The organism is Pseudomonas sp. Tav-5-1A (assembly GCF_055755055.1).
This window is the reverse complement of sequence record NZ_CM146901.1, coordinates 843,179-865,582: the sequence shown is the minus strand read 5'-3', so window position 1 is coordinate 865,582 and position 22,404 is coordinate 843,179. Positions and strand designations below refer to the sequence as shown.

Genomic DNA, 22,404 nt, shown 5'->3' with positions numbered 1-22,404 from the left:
TACGCTCGTAATCGTCCAACAGCACGTTGGACGATTACATTCCCACAGCCTGCCCTGCACTCCCACACACCAAATGGCATAACGCCACTTTTTATCTCCCCCACCCATAAAGTAATCCCCCACCCCGTCGATACGCTCTCGACGAACTCCGTGCGCAAGGCATGTACGGGCGCCTTTGCGCGCATTGTGATGGACAACGACGAGACTCTTTCATGTCCTCAAAGGATTACCTGCTCGGCCGCATTCGGCCGCATCTCAAGGAAGGCCTGGAGGCTGAGGCCTTCCCCGCGCAGCAGCCTGCGCTGCAGGCGGTGGCCGCGCGCTACACGTTGAATGACGTGGTGCTGGGCCCTTCCATCCGCCAGCAGCTGAACGAGGGGCTGGCCAAGATCAAGTATTTCCAAACCATCTATGTGGACTGGGGTTTTGGTGCGGTCGACCCGGCCGGCAAGGGCGTGGTGCTGAACTTCTTCGGGCCGCCTGGCACTGGCAAGACGCTGACCGCCGAGGCCTTGGCGGGCAGCCTGGGCAAGCCCTTGATGTTCATGAGCATCGCCGACCTTGAAAGCAAGTTCATGGGCGATACCTCGAAGAATATCGCGCAGGTGTTCAAGACGGCGACCGCAGAAGGTGCGGTGCTGTTTTTCGATGAAGCCGACACGTTGCTGGGCAAACGCCTGTCCTCGGTGACCCAGGGTATCGACAACGAAGTGAACGCTATGCGTTCGACGTTGCTGATCGAGTTGGAGAAGCACGAGGGCGTGGTGATCTTCGCCACCAATTTTGCCAAGAACTATGACTCGGCGTTTGTCAGCCGTATTTCCCAACACATTCAGTTCGAGCTGCCGGGCGCACTGGAACGTCATGCAATTTGGTCGCGAATGCTGGTGGCGGGTATTCCCGTTGCGCAAGACCGCGAGACACTGCTGTCGACGCTCACCGAGCTAACGGACGGGTTCTCGGGCCGCGAGATTCGCAGCTGCCTGCGCCTGGCGCTGCCCAAGCCGCTACTGGAACCCGGCGAGCCAGTGTTGCTGCTGCGGCACCTGGAAGAAGCAATCAGCCAAATGCGCACTACACACGCTGCCTTGGCGACAGAGCAACGTGCAAACGGAAACAACAACTTGGACGCGGCAAGAAAGCTGCTGGGCGTCAACTAAGGAGCGTGTCATGGGATGGTTAAGTTCGTTTGTCAGCAAAGCGGTTTCCGTCGTCTCGGCAGTCGTGAAGAAGGGCAAGGATATTGCAGCCAAGGCGATCGGCTGGCTCGCCGATGAAGCGGAGACGTTTGTAGGTGATGTGCAGAAAGTCTGGCGCACCGTGCAGCCGTACATCACCAAGGCTCGCGCGGGGTTGCTGGTGGTGGCGCGAACGGTGCCTTGGCCGTGGGTTCGGGGCCTGGCGACCGGCCTTGAGCGGGTACTTGCCTTCGTTGAACAATTGGACAAGCACCCTATTGCCGAGAACTTGCAGAAGGCAATGGACTGGGTCATCAAGATGGCCCGCGACCTGAAGGCCAAGATGCTCGATGAAGCCGAGATTGCTACTGCCGAAGCGAACGCCAAGCACTTTGCCGAAGCCATGACACTGGTGCCCGAGGCGGAAAAAGAAGCCCTTAAAGTCAGCGAACTGGTCAATAACTACCTGTTGGTAAAAGCCAAGGTTGCCCGGGCCGTGGCCCAGGACTCGGTGCAGAACTTCGAGCACTTCCTGCGTATTCGCGCGGCGCAAAAGTTGCTGGGCGGTTATCAGCAGATGATGGACGACCTGCAGTCCATCGAGAACGTGGACCCGGATCTGTTCTTCATCATTGAAGCGGCGAACGATCTGATTTCCGATAACCCGCAACTTAGCCAGGAACAGACGCAGCGCCTGGATGCGGTAACCATCAAGTTGTTCGGCAAGCCGCTGGTGCCGTTCGTGTTCGAAGAGATGATTATTGCCTGGGCGCTGGACGTGGAGGCTATCGAGCAACAATGGGCGACACTCAACAAGGAACTGGCCAAGGACAAAGTACTGCGCCGTCGCCTGGAGCTGACCAAGGACATCGAGCCGTTGAGCACTGATGAGCAGCTGCTGCTGAGCAACCTGGTGGTCAGCACTGACCGCGACACCGTGGCGCTGCAGGCGCTGGACACCGCCGGCCGCGAAAAACGCAATTACGTCTACGCCTCCGAAGGTTTCCTGCAGTTGCTGGAAAAGGACGAAGCCACGCTGATCGAGGAAGACCGCGAATACCTGGCCGAGGAAGGTGGCGAGGTGGGCATGTTGTTGATTGCCTGCGCCCAGAATGGCCGCCCGTGGGCATCGCTGAGCGCCGATGAGCGCGCGCTGATCACTGACTTCGCGAACATCTTCAAGGCTGACTGCAAAGCCCGCGGCGCCGCGTTCAAGGAAGTCGAGGTGATGGCGTGATCAAGGATATCGTCGAGTTCCTGACGCCCGCCCAGGAGCCAATTCAGATTGTATTCTTCACGGTCATCGCCTTGGGTGTACTGGTGTCCGTATTGCTGGTCAGCCTGAAGGCCAATGCCGCATCCTGGCAACGCAAGTGGGAGGGCGAGGAACTTGATGCCACCCCTTCCGGGCTTGAAGTCGAACATGGTTCGATCAGCGAGCTGAGCCAGGCGGTGGCTACCCCCGCCGAGAAACTCGCCAGCATGATGCCGGGCCTGCTGCTGATTGTCGGCCTGCTGGGCACCTTCCTGGGCTTGGGCCTGGCACTGGACAAGGCTTCGTCGATTCTACAGAGCAGCGGTTCATCCGTCGGTGCGATGGATGACTCGATGCAGAACCTGATGGCCATGATGCAAGGCCTTGGCACCAAGTTCAAAACCTCGACCTGGGGCATCATTGCTTTCATCTTGTTGAAGGTGTGGGAGTCGTGGAGTGGTTTTGAAGAGCGCCGCCTGAAGTGGTGCATCAACAAGATGAAAGGCGAGCTTGGCCAGGCGCGCGAAGTGCGCCAGCAGGAAAAACAGGCGAGCGAAGAACGGCAGCACCTGTCGCTGATGGGCTCTTCGCAGCTGATTGTCGACGCGCTGGCTGCGCAGACAGCGGCCCTGAATGCGGCGATGGAGCAGCAAAACCTACAGGCGCGGCAGATTCACAAAGTATGGCGGCAGAAGTTCGAGACGGTAGAGACCGGGCTGGGCGCATTGCAGGCTGGTAACAAGGTGCTGGTCAGCCAGGCGGCGAAGCTGAATGAAGCTCAGGTGAACGTGTTGAGCGAAGGGTTTGCCGAGTTGCAAACGCTTCATCAGCGCAGCCATGCGGCCGCGGCTGAGCAGCACCTGGCTCAGGTTGAGTCACTGAAGGAGCGCTTTGCTGAGCTTCAGGGGCTGCAGCAGCAATTGGCGTCGCACGCCGAGGCTGAGCATAGCTCGCGTCACGACGCGCACATCGAGGTCATGAAGCAGTCGTTCGCTGAACTGCTGACGGACTGTCACACCCTTGCCCTCCAGGCTGAGCAACGCGACAACGCCCAGCTTGAAGCGCTGAATGTAGGGTTTACCGGGCTGCAGAGCAGCCATCAAGCTGCCGCCGATCGAGCTGATGAACAGCAGCAAGCGCAGAGCGCCGCGCATATCGACGCCCTGAAGCAGTCCTTCGACAACCTGATGGCAGACAACCATACCCTTGCCCAGCAGGCTGAACAGCGCGACAACGCCCACCTTGAGGCGATGAGCGTGGCGTTCAACGGGCTGCAGGCCAGCCATCAAGCTGCCGCCGACCGGGCGAATGAGCAGCAGAACGCGCAGACCGAAACCCTGACGCACGGCTTCGCCAGCCTTGAGGCCGGCAACAACCTGCTCGCCCAGGAGGCCGCCGCACGCGGCGCCACGTTGCTCCAAGCCGTAGAGCCGATTGGCGCTATCGAGTCGGCCACCCGCAACACCAACGAAGTGCTTGCCGGCTTCACCGAGAAAAGCCGCGAGAACCAGGAGGCGATGCAGAAGGCCGGTGAAACCATGAGTGCGGCAGCGGTCGACGTGGGCTCTGCTGCCAGCGGCCTGGCTGCAGTGGTGGAGGACTTGAACCGTGAAATGGGTGCGGTGCTGCAAAGCGTCAAGACCGACCTGAACGGCGTGCTGACGAACATGAACCAGGACTTCACCCAGAACCTGACGGCGATGGCTGAGCAGATGGGTGGGGCTACCCACAAGCTTTCGGAAATCATGGAGTCGGTGAAACATGACCTGGGCGGGACGATTCAGGTGATGAGCGAGGGCTTCAAGGACAACATGGTCGGCATGGCCAGCGATCTGCGCTCAGCGACTGACAATATTTCGACCTCCATCAACGGCATGTCGGATAACGTCAATGCGGCCATGCAGGAAGTTGCCAAAAATATGGAGCACGCCTCGGCGGTCCAGAAGGCTACCAGCGTGCAATTCTCCACCATGAGCGGTGCGCTCAGCGAAAACGTCACAGTCATGAGCAACAACATGGATGCGATTGGCACCAGCGTCAGCGGTGGGCTGGAATCGGTCTCCCACAGCAATCAACGCATTGGCAAGCTGGCCAGTAGCTTTGAAAAGATCGCCACATCCCTCCAGGAACTTCCGCAAAACCTGGAGCTGGTAGTAAAGGCATTGGGCAATAGCTCGAATGATGTTTCCTCCCAACTTGAGGGAATTCATAGCACCCTGACCCAAAGCACCCGCTACGCAAACGCAGCCGACGCCATCATGAAGGTCCCCGCCTCCATCGATGAACTCTCCACCCAACTGCTGAAGCCGAAAGACGAGATGTTGAAGGTTCAGCAATCGTTGTCCCAACTGCTGGAAGTGGCCAGTGGCATCCACGACAACATCCATGCCCTCAAACCAGCTGAGGTCTTGCAGGAAGCATGAAAGAGAAACCAAATGAATGGGTATCTATTTCTGACCTGATGGCCGGGGTCATGGCCGTTGTCATGCTGCTGTTGGTACTGTCGGTGCTGCAGAACAAGTTTGCCGCACTCAAGCGCGAGCAGGAGAAAGCCCAAGGCGCGCAGACCGAGCAGCAGCGCGTGGTGGACATGCTCAAGTCGATGCAGAGCACCATGGACGACGAAGGGGAATCCGGGCTTGTATCGTTCGATTTGACCGGCTCGAAAATCACCCTGCGCGACCGCATTTTTGCTCGCGGCAGTGCATGCGTGACGGATGAGGCGCGTCACGCCCTTTCAAGCCTGGGTCCGAAAATCGCCGAGTTTGTGAATGGCTCGGCGCAGGCCCAGGTGTTTGTCGAGGGGCATACGGACAACGTCCAGGTGTCCCGCCCGGTGACCGACTACAGCAAGTTCTGCACGGTGTATGACGACAACTTCACGCTGTCGGCGGCCCGGGCTCGCGAGGCGCGCAAGCTGCTGATTGCGCTGCTCGACGAGCAGCAGGCCAAACGGGTGATTGTTGCCGGCTTTGGCGACTCTCAGCCCTTGCCAGGCCTGGAACCAGGCGACGAGAAAAACCGCCGAGTGGAAGTACAGTTCCTGACCCGTCCAGCGCCACGCACCTGATCGGCAAACCACCCACGACGCTGGCAACCTTGCCAGCGTCGTAACCCCACAAGCTGGCATCAGCCCCCCGGATACGCCACCTCAATCCACCCATCCTCCTCCCCGCCATACCCGCAATAATCGCGCGGCACCCGCACGATATCCTCCGCCACCCGCTCAATCACCCCGCGCAACTCCAGGCGCTGGAACCACCGCGCCGGTATCGCCGCCGCGCCGTATTCCACCCCCAGCAGATGCCCGGCGACCAGCCCGGTGCTGTCGCTGTCACCGCTGTGGTTCACCGCGCGGATGATGCCCTCCTCCAGGTTGTCGGCCGTCAACGCGCACCACACGCCAATGGCCAAGGCTTCCTCGGCCACCCAGCCGCCGCCCAGTTCGCCAATGCGCTCCGGGGTTGGCCGGTAGCCTTCGCGCACGAAGAACAACACGCGCTCCAGCAGTTCCCGTACCTCTTTCATGCCCGGCTTGTGGCCGTGGGTGGCCAGGCTGTCGACCACGGCTTTTTCCAGGCTGGCGGCGTGGTCGACCATGCGCTGCAGAATGTCGGCGAACAGCGCGGCCGCCAGGTAACCGCTGGGGTGGCCGTGGGTGAGGCGGCCGGCTTCGGCGGCGTAGTCGAAGGCCTTGGCGAAGAAGGCGCAGGGGGCGCTGCGCATCAGCGCGCCACAACCTTTGCTGTGGTTCTGCGCCAGGCTGCCCAGGTGCTGGCTGGCCTTGAGGGCGCTGATGCAGGTGGTGCCGGGAGAACGCCGCGCCCACAGGGCTTTTTCGCTGATCAGCCAGCCGTCCGCACTAACGTGAATGGCCGGCACTTCGCCCTGAGTCAGCAGCCACCGCAGCAGCGCATGGTGGATGACGCTGGGCACATGGCAGATCCCGCGGGAACTGCCACGGACATAGGCGCGCAGCAGGCCTTCGGCGGTGAAGAGCATCATTTGCGTGTCGTCGGTGATGGCGCCGATCTGGCCGTAGGCCGGGGTGAAGTCGGTGATACCGTGGCGGCCGTATTTGGCCTCGATCACGGGCCACTCAAGAAATTCTACTGGGGCGCCAAGGGCGTCGCCGACGGCGCCGCCCAGCAGGCAACCCTTGATGCGTTCGAGTCGGTTCATTAGGTGTCCTTACAGGGCGGCTTCGGTGTGTTGCAGGCGGGCCAGCTTTTGCTTCAAGTCGGCGATGCAGGCTTTTTCGGCGCGCAGGGCGGAGCGCAGCTCGCGGTTTTCCATTTCGCGGATGCGCGCCCAGCGCACGCCGTTCTGGCAGTTGCGGGCCAATTGCCACAGGTCGCGCAGACGCAGGTATTGCATCAGGAGGATCAGCAGGATGACGCCCATCAGGGTGATGGCGCCTGTCGAAACCAGGTCCGACGTACTCATGTTCATATCCTTTGGATGACGGCTTGGATTGCCTTTGCCAGACAAACGATATGTAGTGTTAAGCGACAGGTCTAGAATGTAGACTTATACAGGTAAACATTCCGCACACATGGAGACGCGATGAAACGCCTGCAGGAAATCGAACAAGTCCGCTGGGACCTGGCACTTCGCTATCGTTTGATCGAAACAGTTGCCTGGTGGGAGGGCCGGCTGACCACGGGGCATCTGATGCAGAGCTTCGGCATCAGCCGGCAACAGGCCTCGAAAGACATCAATACGTACATCAACGAACATGCGCCTGAAAATCTTACATATGACAAGAAGCTGAAGGGCTACGTGCCGGCCAAGAGCTTTGCGCCGCGGTTTATCGAGAACAGCGCCAGCGCGTACCTGCACCTGCTGTATCAGAACAACGAGCGCAAAGATCATATCGAGGGGCTGGCCCTGGCCTATGCCCATACGCGAGTACTGGAGGTGCCGGATCGCCCCATTCGGCCGGAGGTGCTGCGGCCGTTGCTGAAAGCCTGCCGCGAGGGGCTGCGGCTTGAGACCGAGTATGTGTCGCTGAACACACCCCAGGCCGAGACACGGCTGATAGCCCCGCACACTTTGGTGTACACCGGCATGCGCTGGCATGTGCGCGCGTATTGCGAGAAGAATCGGCAGTACCGGGATTTCGTCCTGAGCCGCTTGCGTGGCGAGCCGGAACTACTGGACGCATCGGCGAATGGCGCCGATCAGGATGAGGACTGGAACACCGACATTCCGGTGATATTCACCGCCGACCAACGATTGAAGCCTGAGCAAATGGCGATTATCGAAACGGACTTCGGCATGGTCGACGGGCAACTGGTGGTACCTAGCCGTCGGGCACTGGTGAAGTATGTGTTGCAGCGGTACCAGATCGATCCGAAAAGCCATAACCCCAAGGCGGCGGCGCAGCAGATTGTGGTGCAGAACCTGGAGGAGTTGAAGCCTTGGCTTTATGACTAGGGATGACCGGGTGGGCCGTTGTAGCCACTGCCGCCAAACTGCGCTGGACCTTTGCGGCGCTAGGAAGCTTGAGTGTCCGTGAGGGCCAGCGCAGCCTGACGGCAGCGGCTACAGAGTTACCGCGCCTTGGGCAGCCCCGCAATAGCCGCCTCCACCAACGCCCGCGCTATTTCACTCACGTGCTCCACGTTTCGCGCCAACGCGCGCCATTCCTCTGGGCAGTTTTCCACCAGTTCGGTGGCGCCGGCACTGGCGCTGCGCAGGTAGGCGCTGGCTTGTACCAGGACTTCTTCGAGTGGCATGCCTTCGCGTACGGCGAAGATGGGCATGTCGCCAACGCAGGGGCCAAAGGCGTGGTGGGCGGTGACGTGGGGGCTCAGTGGGACGGGGTGGGTGTAGGGGGAGATGCCTTCAGCGGCGAAGGTTTCGGGTGGCGCGGGTGGATCGGGGACCGGCTTGAACATGGTGTACCTCTGGCTGGTGCAACTGAAGCCGCCTCCTTCGCGACTAAACGAAGGGAGGCGACCGTACGCGGGTTAGTCGACCGGTAGCCAGCACCCGGCGCGCCGAAGCGCCCCACGTACGATCACCATAAAACGCTGCTGGCAAACCTGCCGGCAACACTTCAGGAGGGCGCTTTACGCGCCTGGCTCTGTTCCGAGCGACTAAACCCGACCGCTGATGAGCAGCGGCGACCGGAGAGTAGCCCCAGAAAAAAACCAGCGCAAGCGCCAATCATGAAAGCGAAATATGGAAACTTTTAGCAATCATTTCAAAGCTGTAAGGCGATTATCGCAGATCTTGTAGGATCTGTCCTACACCTTTCCACTATCCCAAACACATCACGCTTTAGGCAACGCCACCAACTCAACCTGCGCCCCCCACGGCGTCTGGAAGTAGAACCAGCGAATCCCATCCGGGTTGGTGATCGGCTCATTCAGAATGGTCACGCCCCTGCCCTTCAACAGCGCCAGGCTGCCGTCGATGTCTTCGGTCTTCAGCGCAACGTGGCTGGCACCCGCATCATCGCCATGGGGCTGCTGGCGATTGATTTCGGTGCCGCGGTATTGGAACAGTTCAAGCTTGGCGCCGCCCTGCAGTTGCAGCATCACGAAGCGCTGCAGATCGCTGGAAGCATGCCAGCGAAACTGGGCTTTCCACTGGTCCGGAATGCTGCCCGGCTGCATGTCGGAGATCACCTTGGCGCCCATCAGGTCGGTGAAGAAGCGCGTGGCGGCGTCGATGTCGGGCACGTTCATGCCGACGTGGTCGATGGTGGACACCGCCAGGGTGGGCGGGGTGGCGGCTTGGGCGGCAGTGCCCAGCAGCAGGCTGAGGGCAAGTGCGGCGAGTTTTGGCATACGCATGTGAATCACCTCCTTTTGAGTGGGCGGGCGGCCTGCGGTGGGCCGCCCGGCGCGTGGGTCAGACCTGGGCTTGGCCGCCATCCACGAACAGTTCAATGCCGTTGACGAAGCTGGCGTCGTCGGAGGCCAGGAACAGCGCGGCGCTGGCGATTTCTTCGGCTTCGCCGACGCGGCCCATGGGGATGAGCGAGGCCAGGTAGTCGAGCAGGCCTTGCTGTTGCGCGGCGTCGGGGCCGGCCAGGTCTACCAGGCCGGGGGTGCGGGTGGCGCCGGGGCTGATGGTGTTGATGCGCACGTGGCGGTCTTTCAGGTCCAGTATCCAGTTGCGGGCGAAGGACCTTACGGCGGCCTTGGACGCGGCGTAGACGCTGAAGGCGGCGGTGCCCGAGCTGCCGGCGGTGGAGCCGGTGAGGATCACCGAGGCGTTTTTGGCCAGCAGTGGCAGGGCCTTTTGTACGGTGAACAGCACGCCTTTGACGTTGCGGTCGAAGGTGTCGTCGTAGTGCTGTTCGGTGATTTCGCCCAGGGGCACCATGGAGCCGCCGCCGGCGTTGGCGAACAGCACGTCGAGGTGGCCGTGGGTGGCGCCGATCTGGGCGTACAGGCTGTCCAGCTGGTCCAGGCGGGTGGAGTCGACTTGCACGCCGGTGGCGTTGCCGACTTCGGCCACGGCGGCGTCGAGTTCGGCCTGGCGGCGGCCGGTGATGTAGACGTGGGCGCCTTCGGCGGCGAAGCGTTTGGCGGTGGCCAGGCCGATGCCAGTGGTGCCGCCGGTGACCAGTGCGATTTTGCCTTCAAGTTTGCGAGCCATGATGTTTCTCCAGGGTTGAATCGTTGGGTTGTGTTGCGGTGTGGGAGAAGCATATCGACGGCTGTTGCTTTTCAAAATAGAATCATCTGAAACTCATCATTGCAGATTTGAAATGAGCAAACTTCCCGATTTCGAAGGTCTGGCCATGTTCGCCAAGGTGGCGGAGGAAGGTTCGTTCGCGGCGGCGGCGCGGGTCATGAGTGTGTCGGTGCCCACGGTGTCGCGGGCGGTGGCGCGGCTGGAGGAGCGTCTGGGCGGGCGGCTGTTCAACCGTACGTCGCGGCAACTGTCGCTGACCGAGTTCGGCGCCAGCATGGCGGCCAAGGCGGGGGACATTTACCGCCAGGCTGAAGAGGTGGAGAGCGAGGCCCAGGAGTTGTCGGTGCAGCCGCGTGGGCAGGTGCGGCTGGCGGTGCCGATGTCGTTCGGGCTGCGCTGGGTGGCGCCTCTGATGCCGCAGTTGATGCGCCAGTACCCGGAGTTGTCGGTGGACCTGCACCTGTCGGATGCTGCGGTGGACCTGATTGCCGAGGGCTTTGATGCGGCGCTGCGCATTGCGGTGATGCCTGACTCGTCCCTGGTGGCGCGGCGTATTTGTGCGGTGACGCAGTATCTGGTGGCGTCGCCGGCCTACCTGGCGGCGCACGGCACGCCGCAGCACCCGCGCGAGCTGGCGAGCCGGGCCTGCCTGAGTTACGCCTACCGCGCGCGCAGCCAGGTGTGGCGCTTTACCCATACAAGCGGCACTGAAGAAGACGTGGTGCCCAGCGGGCCGTTGCGGGTGACGAACTCGGACGCGTTGTTGCCGGCGTTGCTGGAAGGCCTGGCGATTGCCGAGCTGCCGGAGTTCATTGCCAGCGAGTACCTGGCGGATGGGCGCCTGGTGGCGCTGCTGCCGGAGTGGAGCATGGCGCGTGGCGGGCTGTATTTCGTGACGCCGTCGGCGCGCACGCGGCCGGTGAAGATCAAGGCGCTGTCGGATTTCTTTGCGCAGCATTTGGCGGAGCCGGTGTGGCGTTGGCCTAAAAGCAACGAACAAAAATGAAATGATGGCTTTCTATAATTGCCATTTTAACTAGGCGGAAGCTCCCTTACTGTGAGCGCACAGGCACACAGCAACGTGCCCACCTCAAGGGAGAACGCCACCATGAAAAACGCCGTCGAACTGCTTCAGTCGTATCTTGAATCCATTCAGTCACCCCAGGCCGCCGCCGCGCTGTTCGCCGACGATGGCGTGCTGGAGCTGCCGTACCTGCAGTCGCTGGGCATCCCCCACCATGTGCAGGGGCCGGAGGCGATCGCCGGGTTTATCGGCTCGTTGCTGGGCAAGGTGCCTGGGTTCAAGTTTCACAACGTGCGGTTCTTGATCGACACGCCTGACCAGGCGTTTGCCGAGTACAGCGTTGAGGCCCTGGTGCCGGCGACTGGGCGGGTGTATCGCCAGCTCTATGCCGGGCGGCTAGTGGCGCGCGATGGCAAGATTCAGTTGCTGCGCGAGTCGTTAGACACGATGGCGGCAGCGCAGGCCTTCGCGCCGGTGGAATAAGATGCCCCACCGGTAGCCCGGGCAACCGCGGCTGCCGGTACCGTTTGCGCAATTTCTATTACATGGTTTTACCCGGCTCTGGCACCATGCATCCCATGGAAACACCGTAACGCCCTCCAGCCTGAGCAAACACCATGAACCGTCGCAAGAAAATCAATCAAATCCTCAAAGCCAACGCCAAGAAGGCCAACGCCAAGCTGGCGCCCAAGAGCAAGCCGCAGTACATCAGCAAGGCGGACCGGGCGAAGCTGGCGTTGGAGGCTGAGCAGGTTGCGGGGGATGCCGCTGAAGTTTGAGCTGGCCTGCTCAGGTGCCCGACAATTTTTGTTTGAGCGATGCTAGCGTGCGCTTGAGCCGGCTGGGCGGCTGCGGGGGATAATCTTCGGGGTGCTCACGGCAACGGATGATCAAATCGGCGATTTGGCCGATGGTCTCGATGGCTTGCCATTCTTCGCGGGGGGCGTTCAGGGGAAATGCCTTCTGCACCTCCAGGACAAATACTGTCAGGTCATCGTCGATGATTTTGAAGTCGGTCAGGAAGCGGGTGTGCTCGTTGACCTTGTCACGCGGGATGAAGCCGATGGTGCTGACGAAAATATCGATGACGGCGGTGACCAGCGCTTGCCTGGGGGTATCACTTTGCATTTTTGGCCTCGTATGCACACAGACCGATGCTGATTAGATCGAATACTGCCAGACGATGATTTGCGAAGAAGGTGCCAATTTCAGACCGGTCCGCCGCAGCTCATCCACGCCCAGTAAAACTGACATCGGCAGGTCTGTCTCGTGCAGCATGCAACATCCTTTTAATTTTCTCCGTGGAGCCGCAGAGGGTAACACCCCCTGCTTTTTTGCATTAGCGTAGAAATTGTAACTGCTGATTTGAGCCGTATTCTGCACGTGGAATTTACAGCAAGGGCCAGCGCAGCCTGGCGGCAGCGGCTACGCGTTGGTTACGCAGCCTCCATCTCCAGCAACCGCCCCACCAACACCTGCGCCGCTTCCATGGCATGCACCACGGCCAAGGCCAATCCTCCGGCGTTGAAGCCCGGGTTTTCCGTTAGCTCGTAAGCTGCCGCCTCCCCCACCCGCAGCACTTCCGACAGATGCAGTAGCACATCCTCGGCGCTGACGTCATCGCGCACGCGGAAGAGGGATGCAGGGAGGGCTCGATTCGTTAAAGCATCATTCATGGACATCTCCGTATTTCCTGAACCAACGTAAAGCGCCAACCACCCAAGCCTTCTCACAGAATTGGGTGGCAGCCGCACGCAGGGTGAGAACCAGGGAAATACGGGAAACCCGGTCGGGCCGAGGCCCGCCCGCGCGCAGCTGCCATAAAGCGAGCCTGCAGCGACAGAACAGCCAGCTGGATGGCTGGCTGCATTCCGATTTTCCGACGGGTTCTCACACCCGACCGCTGGTTTTCAGCGGCAGGGGAAGGCTATCACCGGGGATTGCGGACGCCTGTCGGACGGTGCCTATGCTAGCGCACTACCGAGCCGGGATTGGTGTAGGGCATAACTACGAAGGATGTGGGAAATGTCTGCGAAGGCTTTGCCTGGACAGGGGATTTCAGTGGCAGCGGCTACCTGTACGCTCCAACACCGTCCCGTAGCAGCTGCCGCAGGCTGCGTCTGGGTCAAGAAGTATTCCTGGCGATGCGCGGCGCTTTCAGACGCGGCCTGCGGCCGCTGCTACGTGGCGTGCGCGCCCAATACCGTCCCGTAGGCTGCGCCTGGGTCAAGGAGTGTCCCCGGCGATACGCGGGGCATTCGGACGCGGCCTGGCGGCAGCTGCTACGGGACGGTGTTGGGGCAGGTTCGCGTCGTGCATCAGCACTGCCCTTCCATTTACCGTTTATCACCACCGCCCTTCGAACAATCGCCCCCCGCCCGCAGTCTTAACCAAGTAACCGGTGCCAACTGCTGCCACCGCCCACGGCACTGGATTCACAGGTGGCATCGTCTAGACGGAGCCCTGCGTGGGCTCGGGAGTGGTGATCATGCAAGCGTTGCGATTACTCACGCTGTCCGGCGTCATGCTGGCAGGCCTTGCCTGCGGGCCGGTGCAGGCGGCCTGCACTGAGCCGGTGGACCCTGCCGGGGTGCACCTGGAGCCGATGAACCAGAACGGCGTCGCGTATATGTCCGGCGGTATCGGCATCGATGAATCGTGTGCCATCCAGAAAGAGCACGGCTACAGCCTGCAGCTGACCTTCTCCGCAGGGGCGGACAACAAGTATGAATCAGGCATCAAGGTCAGCATTCAGAACGCCCAGGGCAAACAGCTGTTGAGCGTGGATGATGTGGGGCCGATGTTGCTGGTGCAGCTGCCCGCCGGGAAGTACCAGGTGGTGTCGCAGTTGGATGGCCATGAAATGCGCACCCCTGTCGACCTGAGCACAGGCAAGCATCAGGCAGTGAACGTGCACTGGAAAGCCATGTAACCCCGTAGCAGCGGCCGCAGGCTGCGTCAGGCAGGCACCGCGTTTTACCGGTGTATGCGCGGCGCCAAGGACGCGGCCTGCGGCCGCTGCTACACCGGTTCGGCAGGCTTGCGGCGCAGGCCCTTCGGCGCCAGGGTCTCGCTCAACACAAAAAAGAGACCGACGCACCCTGCCATGGCCATGGCGCCTTTCGTTGTCATCGCCAAGGCCAGCATGCCCGGGCTAAACGCAGAAATTGCCAGCACAACGAAAGGGGCGATCGTCGTGCCGTTCAGAAATGCAAATACGCATTCATCCTTATGGATGCGCCACCCTTGCTGTCCCCACCGCAGCACTACGCTGCAGAGGCCGGTTACCACGCTCCAGGAATCCAGCGTCCAGTGTTCCAGCAACGTGGATACCGTAATGGACATCAACGTGCCGTTAGCTTGATGGCCGCAAACGCCGCTACTGCACCCCCAATGCAGGCCAAGGTCATGCCCATGCCCTGCGAAGTATCCACCCCAGCCCAGCCGGCTACTGCCAGGCCAACGATGCCGCCCGAAAACATCAGCCTTATCAAGCGCAAATTCATGATCACAGATTTCTCCATGGCCCATGGTTTCGCCTAAATGCGTTGGGCCTTGGAGAACTGTGCAACGAACCACCCGCAATTTCCAGCCAGCGAATCGCCCTGAAACACATTAGCGAGGAGGCTCAATTTCCGCCGGAAAAAATTCATTCAAACCCGTCGGAAATGCCCTGCTTCATTCCTGCTAAATGACCATCACCTCCACCGCCCGCCCCACTGGGCCGACCGGTGCCTGGGCCTGCCTGTTGGCCATCGGCCTGATCCACACGGGGTTGATGTCGACACTGCTCTACGGGGCGTTGCAGAAAATTCCGACAGCCCTGGTCGGCGCGCTGTCGTTTATCTACCCGGTGGTGGCGGTGCTGGTGGACCGGCTGGCGCTGGGCCACAGCCTGTCAGTGGGGCAATACGCTGGCGGGGTGTTGATTCTGGCGGCCGCAGCCGGCATGACCTTGCAGCCAAAGCAGCGGCGGTGACCAACCACCTGCCACCACCGCCTTGCTCAAGCCTTACTCTTCCTCTTCTTCCTCTTCCATGTTGTACCCGGCTTCATGGCGCAGGTAGCCTGCTGCCCCTCCGCGCGCGGTGCCCCATGGCTGTTCTATCACTTCCCCGCTGTCCCATTCCTGGTACAGATTTTCCCTGACCACTGCGCTATCCATAGCGGCCATACGTGAACGATCACTGTTTGAGCGGTCCATAACCACCTCCTTTGGTTGAAAGGAAAAGCCTAGCAAAGGGTCGGAAAAATGGTTTTCGACAAGGCTGCCGCATGTCGGAATGTCGGACAAAAGCGCCAACCACCAGCACGAAAGTTCATCCCCGGCCTGCTTGTTGGCGGGGATGGCGCTCTGACATAATCCGCGCCCTGATTTGCGGCCCAGCGCTTGAAAACGCGCCCCTCCTGCTGCCGCAGACTGCGTAACGGACTACGTTGATGAGCTACTTTTCGATCGAATTCGGTCTCTGCTTCATTGTATTTTTCCTGCTGTACTGGTGCCTGAACTTCAGCCTGCGCGTGCAGAACCTGTTGTTGCTGGCGGCCAGCTACGGGATCCTGGCCAGCTTCAACCTGAACTTCCTGTACATCCTGCTGGGCTATACCGCAGCGGTGTTCGGGCTGGGGCAGCTGAGCGCGCGCTACCCTGGCCGGCGGTTGACCTATGGGGCGATCCTGGCGCTGGTGCTGGGTTGTTTCTACTTCTTCAAGTACCAGGACTTCTTCGTCAGTGGCGCGCAGCAGGGCTTGCAGGCCATGGGCCTGGATGTGGCGCTGCCGCTGATGGAAGTGCTGCTGCCGGTGGGGATGTCGTTCTACATTTTCCACTCGGTCAGCTACCTGATGGGCATCAACCGCGGCACGCTGAAGCCGGCGGCGCCGCTGGACCTGGCGCTGTACCTGGCATTCTTCCCCAGCCTGATCGCCGGCCCGGTGAACCGCGCCGAGCACCTGCTGCCGCAGATCCGCCCCACGGCGCCGCGCGAGGTGCTGGAGCCGCAAAGGGCGCTGGGCCTTGTGGCCCTGGCGGTGGTGAAGCTGTTCCTGTTCAGCACCTGGCTGGCGAACAACTGGGTGGACCCGGTGTTCGACACGCCCACCGGCTTCTCGCCAGAACAGATCCTGCTGGCCATCTACGGCTACTCGCTGCAGATCTACTTCAACTTCAGCGGCTACACCAACCTGGTCACCGGCATCGCCCTGCTGCTGGGCTTCCGCCTGCCGCGCAACTTCGACTACCCGTACCTGGCCCGCAACCTCAAGGAGTTCTGGGACCGCTGGCACATCAGCCTGTCGAAGTTCATCCGCGACTTCGTCTACATCCCCCTGGGCGGCAACCGCCGCGGCTTCTGGCGCAGCAACCTGAACCTGTTCGCGGCCATGGTGATCTCCGGGCTATGGCACGGCGCCAGCATCAACTTCCTGATCTGGGGCGCACTGCACGGGCTGGGGCTGATCGTCTACAAACTGTACAGCCGCGCCTTCCCGGGTGAGCGCAGCTGGCCGGGCGCCGACCTGCTGGCGCGCCTGCTGACCTTCCACTACGTGGCGTTCGCCTGGATCTTCTTCCGCAGCGCCACCCTGGAAGACACCCAGGACATGCTGGCGGGCCTGACCCACCTGTCGTTCAGCGGCGTGGCCCAGGGCCCGTGGGGCGGTATTCTTGCCTGCCTGGCGCTGGTGGCCGCCTACCCCTGGCTGGTGCGCAGCCTGCGCAAGGCGTTCGCCGCCAGCCAGCACATACCCTGGCTGGTGTACCCGGTGCCCTTGGGCGTGTTCATTTCCATGGTCATCTTTGCCTCACCGTCGGGCGTGCCGGGGTTCATCTATGCAAGCTTCTAACGTGGTGGCCCGCCAGTTCATCAAGGCGTTGCAGGTGGCCGCTGGGCTGGTGGTGGCTGCGGTGATTCTGCTGTGGCTGAACCAGACTTCCGTGCGCCTGTACTGCCAGCAAAAATACCACGCCGACTGCAGCGTGCCGGGCCTGGGCGACAACCCCGCGTGGAGCGCGGGCGCGCAGTTGACCGAAGCCATGGACGACGCCCGCACGGCGTTTTTCGCACGCCTGGACGACGCTCCGCCGCCGGCACCGCTGGTGGTGGCCGAGCCTGAGCCGGTGCCCGTGCCGGTGGTGGTGCCAGAGGTGAAGACGCCAGCACCGGTGAAGATCACGCCGCTGACCATCGCCAACCTCAGCGCCAGCGACGAGGTGTTCTTCGTCGGCGACTCGCTGATGCAGGGCGTGGCGCCGCACATGGCCAACACCCTGCTCAAGCGCTACAAGATCAACAGCGTCAACCTCAGCAAGCAGAGCACCGGCCTCGCCTACCCGGGCTTCTTCAACTGGCCGCTGACGGTGCAGCAGACCCTGCAGGCCAACGCCAATATCCGCCTGATCGTGGTGTTCCTGGGCCCCAACGACCCGTGGGACATGCCGGTGGCCAAGGGCAAGCCGTTCCTGCGTTTCCACAGCGCCGACTGGGAAGCGTCCTACCGCCAGCGCGTGGAAAGCATCTTCGAGCTGGCCAAGGCCCACCACGTGCAGGTGATCTGGGTAGGCCCACCGAACATGCGCAAGGACAAGCTGTCCACTGCCATGGCCTACCTGCGCGACCTGTACAAGAGCGAGGCCGAGCACTACGGCCAGCTGTACCTGTCGGCCAACGACGTGCTGGGTTACCACGACGACGCGTTCTCGCCCTACCTGGAGAGCGCCGACGGCAAAAAGGTCAAGACCCGTGTCGATGACGGCATCCATTTCACCACCACTGGCCAGAAGCTGATCGCGGAGCGCGTGATGTCGCTGATCAATGTCCAGACCCATGACTTAACGGAGCGTTGAATGAACCGACTGCCTGGCCCCATGACGCTGCTGAGCGCCCTGCTGTTGAGCGGCTGCAGCCCGGTCTCGGCCGTCGCCACGCAAACCGCGCCAAGCCCCGCGAACGTGGTGCGGGTGAACAAGGCCGCCGACGCCGAGCCTAACCTGCGGCTGCTGCAGAACAAGCTGAAGAACGCCCAGCGCCAGGCGGTGACTATCGTGCAGCTGGGCGACTCGCACACCGCCGCCGACCTGCTCACCGGCGAGCTGCGCACGCGCTTCCAGCAGGACTACGGCAACGGCGGCATCGGCTTTATTTCCGCCACGCCGGTGCCGGGCACCCGCTATGACCAGGTGCGCCTCACTGCGGCCAAGAGCCAGTGGGCGCTGACCTCGGCGCGCAACCAGCACAGCGACCGTTTCCCGCTGGGCGGCTACCTGTCGGTGCCGCAGACCGCCGGTGCCCACGTGCACCTGGAGCCCACGCCGCCCACTGACCTGCGCTACCGGGTCTCGACCCTGTACCAGGCCGGCAGCAGCAACACATTGCAGGCGCGCGACGACTACACCCAAACAGCGCGCCCGCTCCCGGCGACCAATGGCCAGTGGCGCTTCAGCCCGGCCATCGGCAGCCTGGCGCTGCCGCTGGACCTGACCTTCGCCAGCAGCCAGAACCTGGCCGTGGGCGGCTGGAACGTGCTGGGCCAGAACAACAGCGGCGTGGTGTTCTCGACCCTGGGCATCAACGGCGCGCAGTTCAGCGTGGTGGACAAGTGGCAGCCCGGCTGGATGGACACCTTGAAGGCGCTCAAGCCTGACCTGCTGATTATCGCCTACGGCACCAACGAAGCCTTCGACGACGACCTCGACCTGGGCCTGTACGAGAGCCAGCAGAACCAGCGCATCCAGCAGCTACGCCAGGCGCTGCCGGGCACGGTGTTGCTGATTGTCGGCGCGTCGGACTCGATCAAGAACAAGGGCGCCAGCGGCTGCCAGGCGCGCCTGCCGCGCAGCCTGCACGGGGTCATCGACAGCCAACAACGCGTGGCCAGCCAGAACCGCACGCTGTACTGGAGCTGGCAGGCGTTCATGGGCGGTGACTGCTCGATCAACAGCTGGCAGGCCCAGGACCTGGCGCGGCCGGACCTGGTGCACTTCACAAAAGAGGGGTACATCAAGGTGGCCAATGGGCTGTATGACTACCTCAAGGGCGTGATTCGCTGACTCTGGTAGCAACAAACATCTTGTGGGAGCTGGCTTGCCAGCGAGCTTTCGGGGCCCCCAACAGCTCGCTGGCAAGCCAGCTCCCACACTAAACGCCGCTGCCACGGCATTGTAGTGATCCGCTTTTCGCTCCGCCCATCTGCTCCTTCTTGTCCCCCCGCCTCCTGCGCTATGATTCTTGGAATGTCATCTTCTGGCATACCGAATACCTTTTGTCGCCCCGCCCTGCCCCCACCTTGTACAAAGGGGCTTGCACGCAGAATATTATGGTATACCATCATACAACAACACCAATCCCATCCCTAAAATGGAGCAGGCCATGAGTTTCGAAATCCGCAAGATCGTCAGCTACACCGAGGAAACCCTCATCGAAGGCGGCAAGGCCACTGACAAGCCGGTAACCATGGTCGGCCTGGCCGTGGTGATCAAGAACCCCTGGGTGGGCAACGGTTTCGTCGAAGACCTGAAGCCGGTGATCAAGGCCAACTGCTCCGAGTTGGGCGCGTTGATGGTCGAGCGCCTGACCGCTGCCATCGGTGGTGCCGACAAGATCGAGGCCTACGGCAAGGCTGCCGTGGTGGGCGCCGACGGCGAGATTGAACACGCCTCCGCGGTGATCCACACCCTGCGCTTCGGCAACCACTACCGCGAAGCAGTGAAGGCCAAGAGCTACCTGAGCTTCACCAACAAGCGCGGCGGCCCGGGCACCTCCATCCAGATCCCGATGATGCACAAGGATGACGAAGGCCTGCGCTCGCACTACATCACCCTGGAAATGCAGATCGAAGACGCCCCGCGCGCCGACGAGATCGTGGTGGTGCTGGGCGCCGCCAACGGTGGCCGCCTGCACCCGCGCATCGGCAACCGCTACATCGACCTCGAAGAACTGGCCGCTGAAAAAAACAATTAAGGCTTGCAGGAGCGTTCCATGATTCGGCCTACCGCTGAAACTACCCCGGCCGGCACCAGTTACCTGGCGACCGGCCAAGGCCACCCGGTGATACTGATTCACGGCGTGGGCCTGAACAAAGAAATGTGGGGCGGGCAGATTGTCGGCCTGGCGCCGCATTACAGTGTCATCGCCTACGACATGCTGGGCCACGGCGCCAGCCCGCGCCCGGCCAGCGGTACGCCGTTGGGCGGCTATGCCGATCAATTGCTGGAACTGCTCGACCACCTGCAGATCCCCCAGGCCATCGTCATCGGCTTCTCGATGGGTGGCCTGGTGGCCCGCGCCTTTGCCCTGCACCACCCCACCCGCTTGTCGGGGCTGGTGGTGCTCAACAGCGTGTTCAACCGCAGCGCCGAACAGCGTGCCGGCGTGATCGCGCGCACCGCCCAGGCCGCCGAGCACGGCCCGGACGCCAACGCCGAGGCGGCCCTGTCGCGCTGGTTCAGCCGCGAGTACCAGGCGGCCAACCCGGCGCAGATCGCCGCCATCCGCCAGACCCTGGCCAGCAATGACCCCCAGGGTTACCTCACCACCTACGAACTGTTCGCCACCCAGGACATGTACCGCGCCGACGACCTGGCCAACATCCAGGTGCCGACGCTGATCGCCACCGGCGAGCTGGACCCCGGCTCCACGCCGCTGATGGCCCGCCAACTGGCCGAACGCATTCCCGGCGCGCAGGTTGCCGTGCTGGACGAACAACGGCATATGATGCCGGTAGAGTCGCCGCGCCTGGTGAACCAGGTGCTGCTGGACTTCCTCGCCCACGCGCTCGTTACCCAGAACCCAGCCAAGGGGATAGTTGCATGACGCTCGAACGTTTTCAGATGTGCATCGATGGCCAATGGGTCGATGCCCTGTCCGGCAAGACCTTCGACAGCCTCAACCCGGCCACCGCCCAAGCCTGGGCGCAGTTGCCCGACGCCGACGAGGCCGATGTGGAGCGCGCTGTGCAAGCGGCGCAAACAGCCTTTGAAAGCCCGGCCTGGCGCGGCCTGACCGCTACCGCGCGGGGCAAGCTGCTGCGCCGCCTGGGCGACCTGATTGCCGAGAACAAGGAACAGCTGGCGCAGTTGGAAAGCCGCGACAACGGCAAACTGATCCGCGAGACCCGCGGCCAGGTGGGCTACCTGCCGGAGTTCTTCCACTACACCGCAGGCCTTGCCGACAAGCTGGAAGGCGGCACCCTGCCGCTGGACAAGCCCGACCTGTTCGCCTACACCGTGCACGAGCCCATGGGCGTGGTGGCCGGCATCATTCCGTGGAACAGCCCGCTGTACCTCACCGCCATCAAGCTGGCCCCGGCGCTGGCCGCCGGCAACACCATCGTGCTCAAGCCGTCGGAGCACGCCTCGGCGACCATCCTGCAGCTGGCGCGCCTGGCGCTGGAAGCCGGCATCCCGCCGGGCGTGGTCAACGTGGTCACCGGCTACGGCCCCAGCACCGGCGCGGCGCTGACCCGCCACCCGCTGGTGCGCAAAGTCGCCTTCACCGGTGGCGCCGCCACGGCCCGCCACGTGGTGCGCAGCAGCGCCGAGAACTTCGCCAAGCTGTCGCTGGAGCTGGGCGGCAAGTCGCCGAACATCATCTTCGCCGACGCCGACCTGGACAGCGCCATCAACGGCGCCGTGGCCGGCATCTATGCCGCTTCGGGCCAAAGCTGCGTGTCCGGCTCGCGCCTGCTGGTGCAGGACGAGATCTACGACGAATTCGTCGCCCGCCTGGTGGAACGCGCCCAGCGCATTCGCATCGGCAACCCGCAGGATGAAACCAGCGAAATGGGCCCCATGGCCACTGCGCAACAGCTGGCGGTAGTGGAAGGCCTGGTGGCCGCGGCCATCGCCGAAGGCGCCACCCTGCGCACCGGCGGCAAGCGCGCCGACACCGGCAGCGACGGCTGGTATTACGAGCCGACGTTGTTCGAATGCGACAGCAACTCGATGAAGATCATGCAGGAAGAAGTCTTCGGCCCGGTGGCCTCGGTCATCCGCTTCAAGGACGAGGCCCAGGCGCTGGCGATTGCCAACGACTCGCAGTTCGGCCTGGCCGCCGGCATCTGGACCCGCGACCTGGGCCGCGCCCACCGTTTGGCCCGCGACGTGCGTTCGGGCATCATCTGGGTCAACACCTACCGCGCGGTGTCGGCCATGGCGCCCATCGGCGGTTTCAAGAACAGCGGCTACGGCCGCGAGAGCGGCATCGATTCGGTGCTGGCCTATACCGAGCTGAAAACGGTATGGATCAACCTCTCCCAGGCGCCCATGCCTGACCCCTTCGTGATGCGTTAAGAGA

25 protein-coding genes and 1 pseudogene are annotated in these 22,404 nt (G+C 62.4%); 16 read left to right on the top strand and 10 right to left on the bottom strand.

Annotation, left to right across the window (positions count from 1 at the left end):
- Positions 1 to 212: 212 nt before the first annotated feature.
- Genes AC0J42_RS04015 through AC0J42_RS04000 form a run of 4 tightly spaced genes read left to right on the top strand, consistent with a single transcriptional unit; the run spans position 213 to position 5,503 of the window.
- The gene (locus tag AC0J42_RS04015; RefSeq protein ID WP_473005313.1) at positions 213 to 1,160 is read left to right on the top strand and encodes an ATP-binding protein; all 948 of its coding nucleotides are present in this window, start codon (positions 213 to 215) and stop codon (positions 1,158 to 1,160) included.
- Positions 1,105 to 2,415, top strand: coding sequence for a hypothetical protein (locus AC0J42_RS04010; protein WP_473005312.1), 1,311 nt, complete (start codon positions 1,105 to 1,107; stop codon positions 2,413 to 2,415). The genes AC0J42_RS04015 and AC0J42_RS04010 overlap by 56 nt, the downstream gene beginning before the upstream one ends.
- Positions 2,412 to 4,856, top strand: a complete 2,445-nt coding sequence (locus tag AC0J42_RS04005; RefSeq protein ID WP_473005311.1) for a coiled-coil domain-containing protein — start codon at positions 2,412 to 2,414, stop codon at positions 4,854 to 4,856. The genes AC0J42_RS04010 and AC0J42_RS04005 overlap by 4 nt, the downstream gene beginning before the upstream one ends.
- The gene (locus tag AC0J42_RS04000; RefSeq protein ID WP_416422362.1) at positions 4,853 to 5,503 is read left to right on the top strand and encodes an OmpA/MotB family protein; all 651 of its coding nucleotides are present in this window, start codon (positions 4,853 to 4,855) and stop codon (positions 5,501 to 5,503) included. The genes AC0J42_RS04005 and AC0J42_RS04000 overlap by 4 nt, the downstream gene beginning before the upstream one ends.
- 59 nt (positions 5,504 to 5,562) lie before the next feature.
- On the opposite strand, the gene AC0J42_RS03995 is transcribed toward AC0J42_RS04000, so the two are convergent.
- Both AC0J42_RS03995 and AC0J42_RS03990 read right to left on the bottom strand, forming a co-directional pair.
- Positions 5,563 to 6,615, bottom strand: coding sequence for an ADP-ribosylglycohydrolase family protein (locus tag AC0J42_RS03995; RefSeq protein ID WP_473005310.1), 1,053 nt, complete (start codon positions 6,613 to 6,615; stop codon positions 5,563 to 5,565).
- Between the two features lie 9 nt (positions 6,616 to 6,624).
- A complete protein-coding gene (locus AC0J42_RS03990) occupies positions 6,625 to 6,879 on the bottom strand; it encodes a hypothetical protein (protein WP_416422360.1) in 255 nt (84 codons plus the stop codon).
- 120 nt (positions 6,880 to 6,999) lie between these two features.
- On the opposite strand from AC0J42_RS03990, the gene AC0J42_RS03985 reads away from it, so the two are divergent.
- Positions 7,000 to 7,872 carry a helix-turn-helix transcriptional regulator gene (locus tag AC0J42_RS03985; protein ID WP_473005309.1) on the top strand — a complete coding sequence of 291 codons (873 nt, stop codon included), beginning with the start codon at positions 7,000 to 7,002 and terminating at the stop codon, positions 7,870 to 7,872.
- Positions 7,873 to 7,988: 116 nt separating this feature from the next.
- Here AC0J42_RS03985 and AC0J42_RS03980 read toward each other — a convergent pair whose 3' ends face one another.
- The 3 genes from AC0J42_RS03980 to AC0J42_RS03970 all read right to left on the bottom strand — a co-directional run bounded on the left by AC0J42_RS03980 (position 7,989) and on the right by AC0J42_RS03970 (position 10,050).
- Positions 7,989 to 8,336 carry a DUF6124 family protein gene (locus AC0J42_RS03980; protein ID WP_473005308.1) on the bottom strand — a complete coding sequence of 116 codons (348 nt, stop codon included), beginning with the start codon at positions 8,334 to 8,336 and terminating at the stop codon, positions 7,989 to 7,991.
- 378 nt (positions 8,337 to 8,714) lie between these two features.
- A complete protein-coding gene (locus AC0J42_RS03975; RefSeq protein WP_473005307.1) occupies positions 8,715 to 9,239 on the bottom strand; it encodes a VOC family protein in 525 nt (174 codons plus the stop codon).
- Between the two features lie 58 nt (positions 9,240 to 9,297).
- On the bottom strand, positions 9,298 to 10,050 hold the full coding sequence (locus AC0J42_RS03970; RefSeq protein WP_473005306.1) for an SDR family NAD(P)-dependent oxidoreductase: 753 nt from the start codon (positions 10,048 to 10,050) through the stop codon (positions 9,298 to 9,300).
- A gap of 112 nt (positions 10,051 to 10,162) precedes the next feature.
- Here AC0J42_RS03970 and AC0J42_RS03965 point away from each other — a divergent pair, with 112 nt between their 5' ends.
- The 3 genes from AC0J42_RS03965 (at position 10,163) to AC0J42_RS03955 (ending at position 11,892) form a co-directional block, all read left to right on the top strand.
- Complete coding sequence (locus AC0J42_RS03965) at positions 10,163 to 11,095, top strand: LysR family transcriptional regulator (protein WP_473005305.1); 933 nt, start codon at positions 10,163 to 10,165, stop codon at positions 11,093 to 11,095.
- Between the two features lie 102 nt (positions 11,096 to 11,197).
- Positions 11,198 to 11,596 (top strand): nuclear transport factor 2 family protein, encoded by a 399-nt coding sequence (locus AC0J42_RS03960; RefSeq protein WP_416422354.1) that lies wholly within the window; start codon positions 11,198 to 11,200, stop codon positions 11,594 to 11,596.
- 134 nt (positions 11,597 to 11,730) lie between these two features.
- Positions 11,731 to 11,892, top strand: coding sequence for a DUF2986 domain-containing protein (locus AC0J42_RS03955; RefSeq protein WP_416422353.1), 162 nt, complete (start codon positions 11,731 to 11,733; stop codon positions 11,890 to 11,892).
- Positions 11,893 to 11,902: 10 nt separating this feature from the next.
- Here the strand turns inward: AC0J42_RS03955 and AC0J42_RS03950 are convergent, their stop codons facing one another.
- Complete coding sequence (locus AC0J42_RS03950) at positions 11,903 to 12,241, bottom strand: acyl carrier protein (protein WP_473005304.1); 339 nt, start codon at positions 12,239 to 12,241, stop codon at positions 11,903 to 11,905.
- A 308-nt stretch (positions 12,242 to 12,549) separates the two neighbouring features.
- Entirely contained in the window at positions 12,550 to 12,789 is a 240-nt protein-coding gene (locus tag AC0J42_RS03945) for a DUF6124 family protein (RefSeq protein ID WP_473005303.1), read from the bottom strand.
- An 812-nt stretch (positions 12,790 to 13,601) separates the two neighbouring features.
- On the opposite strand from AC0J42_RS03945, the gene AC0J42_RS03940 reads away from it, so the two are divergent.
- Positions 13,602 to 14,045 (top strand): hypothetical protein, encoded by a 444-nt coding sequence (locus AC0J42_RS03940; RefSeq protein WP_473005302.1) that lies wholly within the window; start codon positions 13,602 to 13,604, stop codon positions 14,043 to 14,045.
- Positions 14,046 to 14,134: 89 nt separating this feature from the next.
- Here AC0J42_RS03940 and AC0J42_RS03935 read toward each other — a convergent pair whose 3' ends face one another.
- Together AC0J42_RS03935 and AC0J42_RS03930 are read right to left on the bottom strand one after the other, a co-directional pair.
- Complete coding sequence (locus AC0J42_RS03935; protein ID WP_473005301.1) at positions 14,135 to 14,458, bottom strand: hypothetical protein; 324 nt, start codon at positions 14,456 to 14,458, stop codon at positions 14,135 to 14,137.
- Positions 14,458 to 14,625 carry a hypothetical protein gene (locus AC0J42_RS03930; protein ID WP_473005300.1) on the bottom strand — a complete coding sequence of 56 codons (168 nt, stop codon included), beginning with the start codon at positions 14,623 to 14,625 and terminating at the stop codon, positions 14,458 to 14,460. Before AC0J42_RS03930 ends, AC0J42_RS03935 begins: the two co-directional genes overlap by 1 nt.
- A 218-nt stretch (positions 14,626 to 14,843) precedes the next feature.
- On the opposite strand from AC0J42_RS03930, the pseudogene AC0J42_RS03925 reads away from it, so the two are divergent.
- Positions 14,844 to 15,092: pseudogene (locus tag AC0J42_RS03925) on the top strand (EamA family transporter); the annotation flags it as partial.
- Positions 15,093 to 15,125: 33 nt separating this feature from the next.
- On the opposite strand, the gene AC0J42_RS03920 reads toward AC0J42_RS03925, so the two are convergent.
- Positions 15,126 to 15,317, bottom strand: a complete 192-nt coding sequence (locus AC0J42_RS03920) for a hypothetical protein (RefSeq protein ID WP_416422346.1) — start codon at positions 15,315 to 15,317, stop codon at positions 15,126 to 15,128.
- 236 nt (positions 15,318 to 15,553) lie between these two features.
- Between AC0J42_RS03920 and AC0J42_RS03915 the strand changes: the two genes are divergently transcribed.
- The 6 genes from AC0J42_RS03915 (at position 15,554) to AC0J42_RS03890 (ending at position 22,400) form a co-directional block, all read left to right on the top strand.
- The gene (locus AC0J42_RS03915; protein WP_473005299.1) at positions 15,554 to 16,957 is read left to right on the top strand and encodes an MBOAT family O-acyltransferase; all 1,404 of its coding nucleotides are present in this window, start codon (positions 15,554 to 15,556) and stop codon (positions 16,955 to 16,957) included.
- Positions 16,944 to 17,957 (top strand): SGNH/GDSL hydrolase family protein, encoded by a 1,014-nt coding sequence (locus tag AC0J42_RS03910; protein ID WP_473005298.1) that lies wholly within the window; start codon positions 16,944 to 16,946, stop codon positions 17,955 to 17,957. Before AC0J42_RS03915 ends, AC0J42_RS03910 begins: the two co-directional genes overlap by 14 nt.
- Positions 17,958 to 19,160, top strand: coding sequence for an SGNH/GDSL hydrolase family protein (locus AC0J42_RS03905; RefSeq protein ID WP_473005297.1), 1,203 nt, complete (start codon positions 17,958 to 17,960; stop codon positions 19,158 to 19,160).
- A 319-nt stretch (positions 19,161 to 19,479) separates the two neighbouring features.
- Complete coding sequence (locus AC0J42_RS03900; protein ID WP_416422342.1) at positions 19,480 to 20,070, top strand: amino acid synthesis family protein; 591 nt, start codon at positions 19,480 to 19,482, stop codon at positions 20,068 to 20,070.
- Positions 20,071 to 20,088: 18 nt separating this feature from the next.
- Positions 20,089 to 20,922, top strand: a complete 834-nt coding sequence (locus tag AC0J42_RS03895; protein WP_416422341.1) for an alpha/beta fold hydrolase — start codon at positions 20,089 to 20,091, stop codon at positions 20,920 to 20,922.
- Positions 20,919 to 22,400, top strand: a complete 1,482-nt coding sequence (locus AC0J42_RS03890; RefSeq protein ID WP_473005296.1) for an aldehyde dehydrogenase — start codon at positions 20,919 to 20,921, stop codon at positions 22,398 to 22,400. Before AC0J42_RS03895 ends, AC0J42_RS03890 begins: the two co-directional genes overlap by 4 nt.
- Positions 22,401 to 22,404 lie beyond the last annotated feature (4 nt).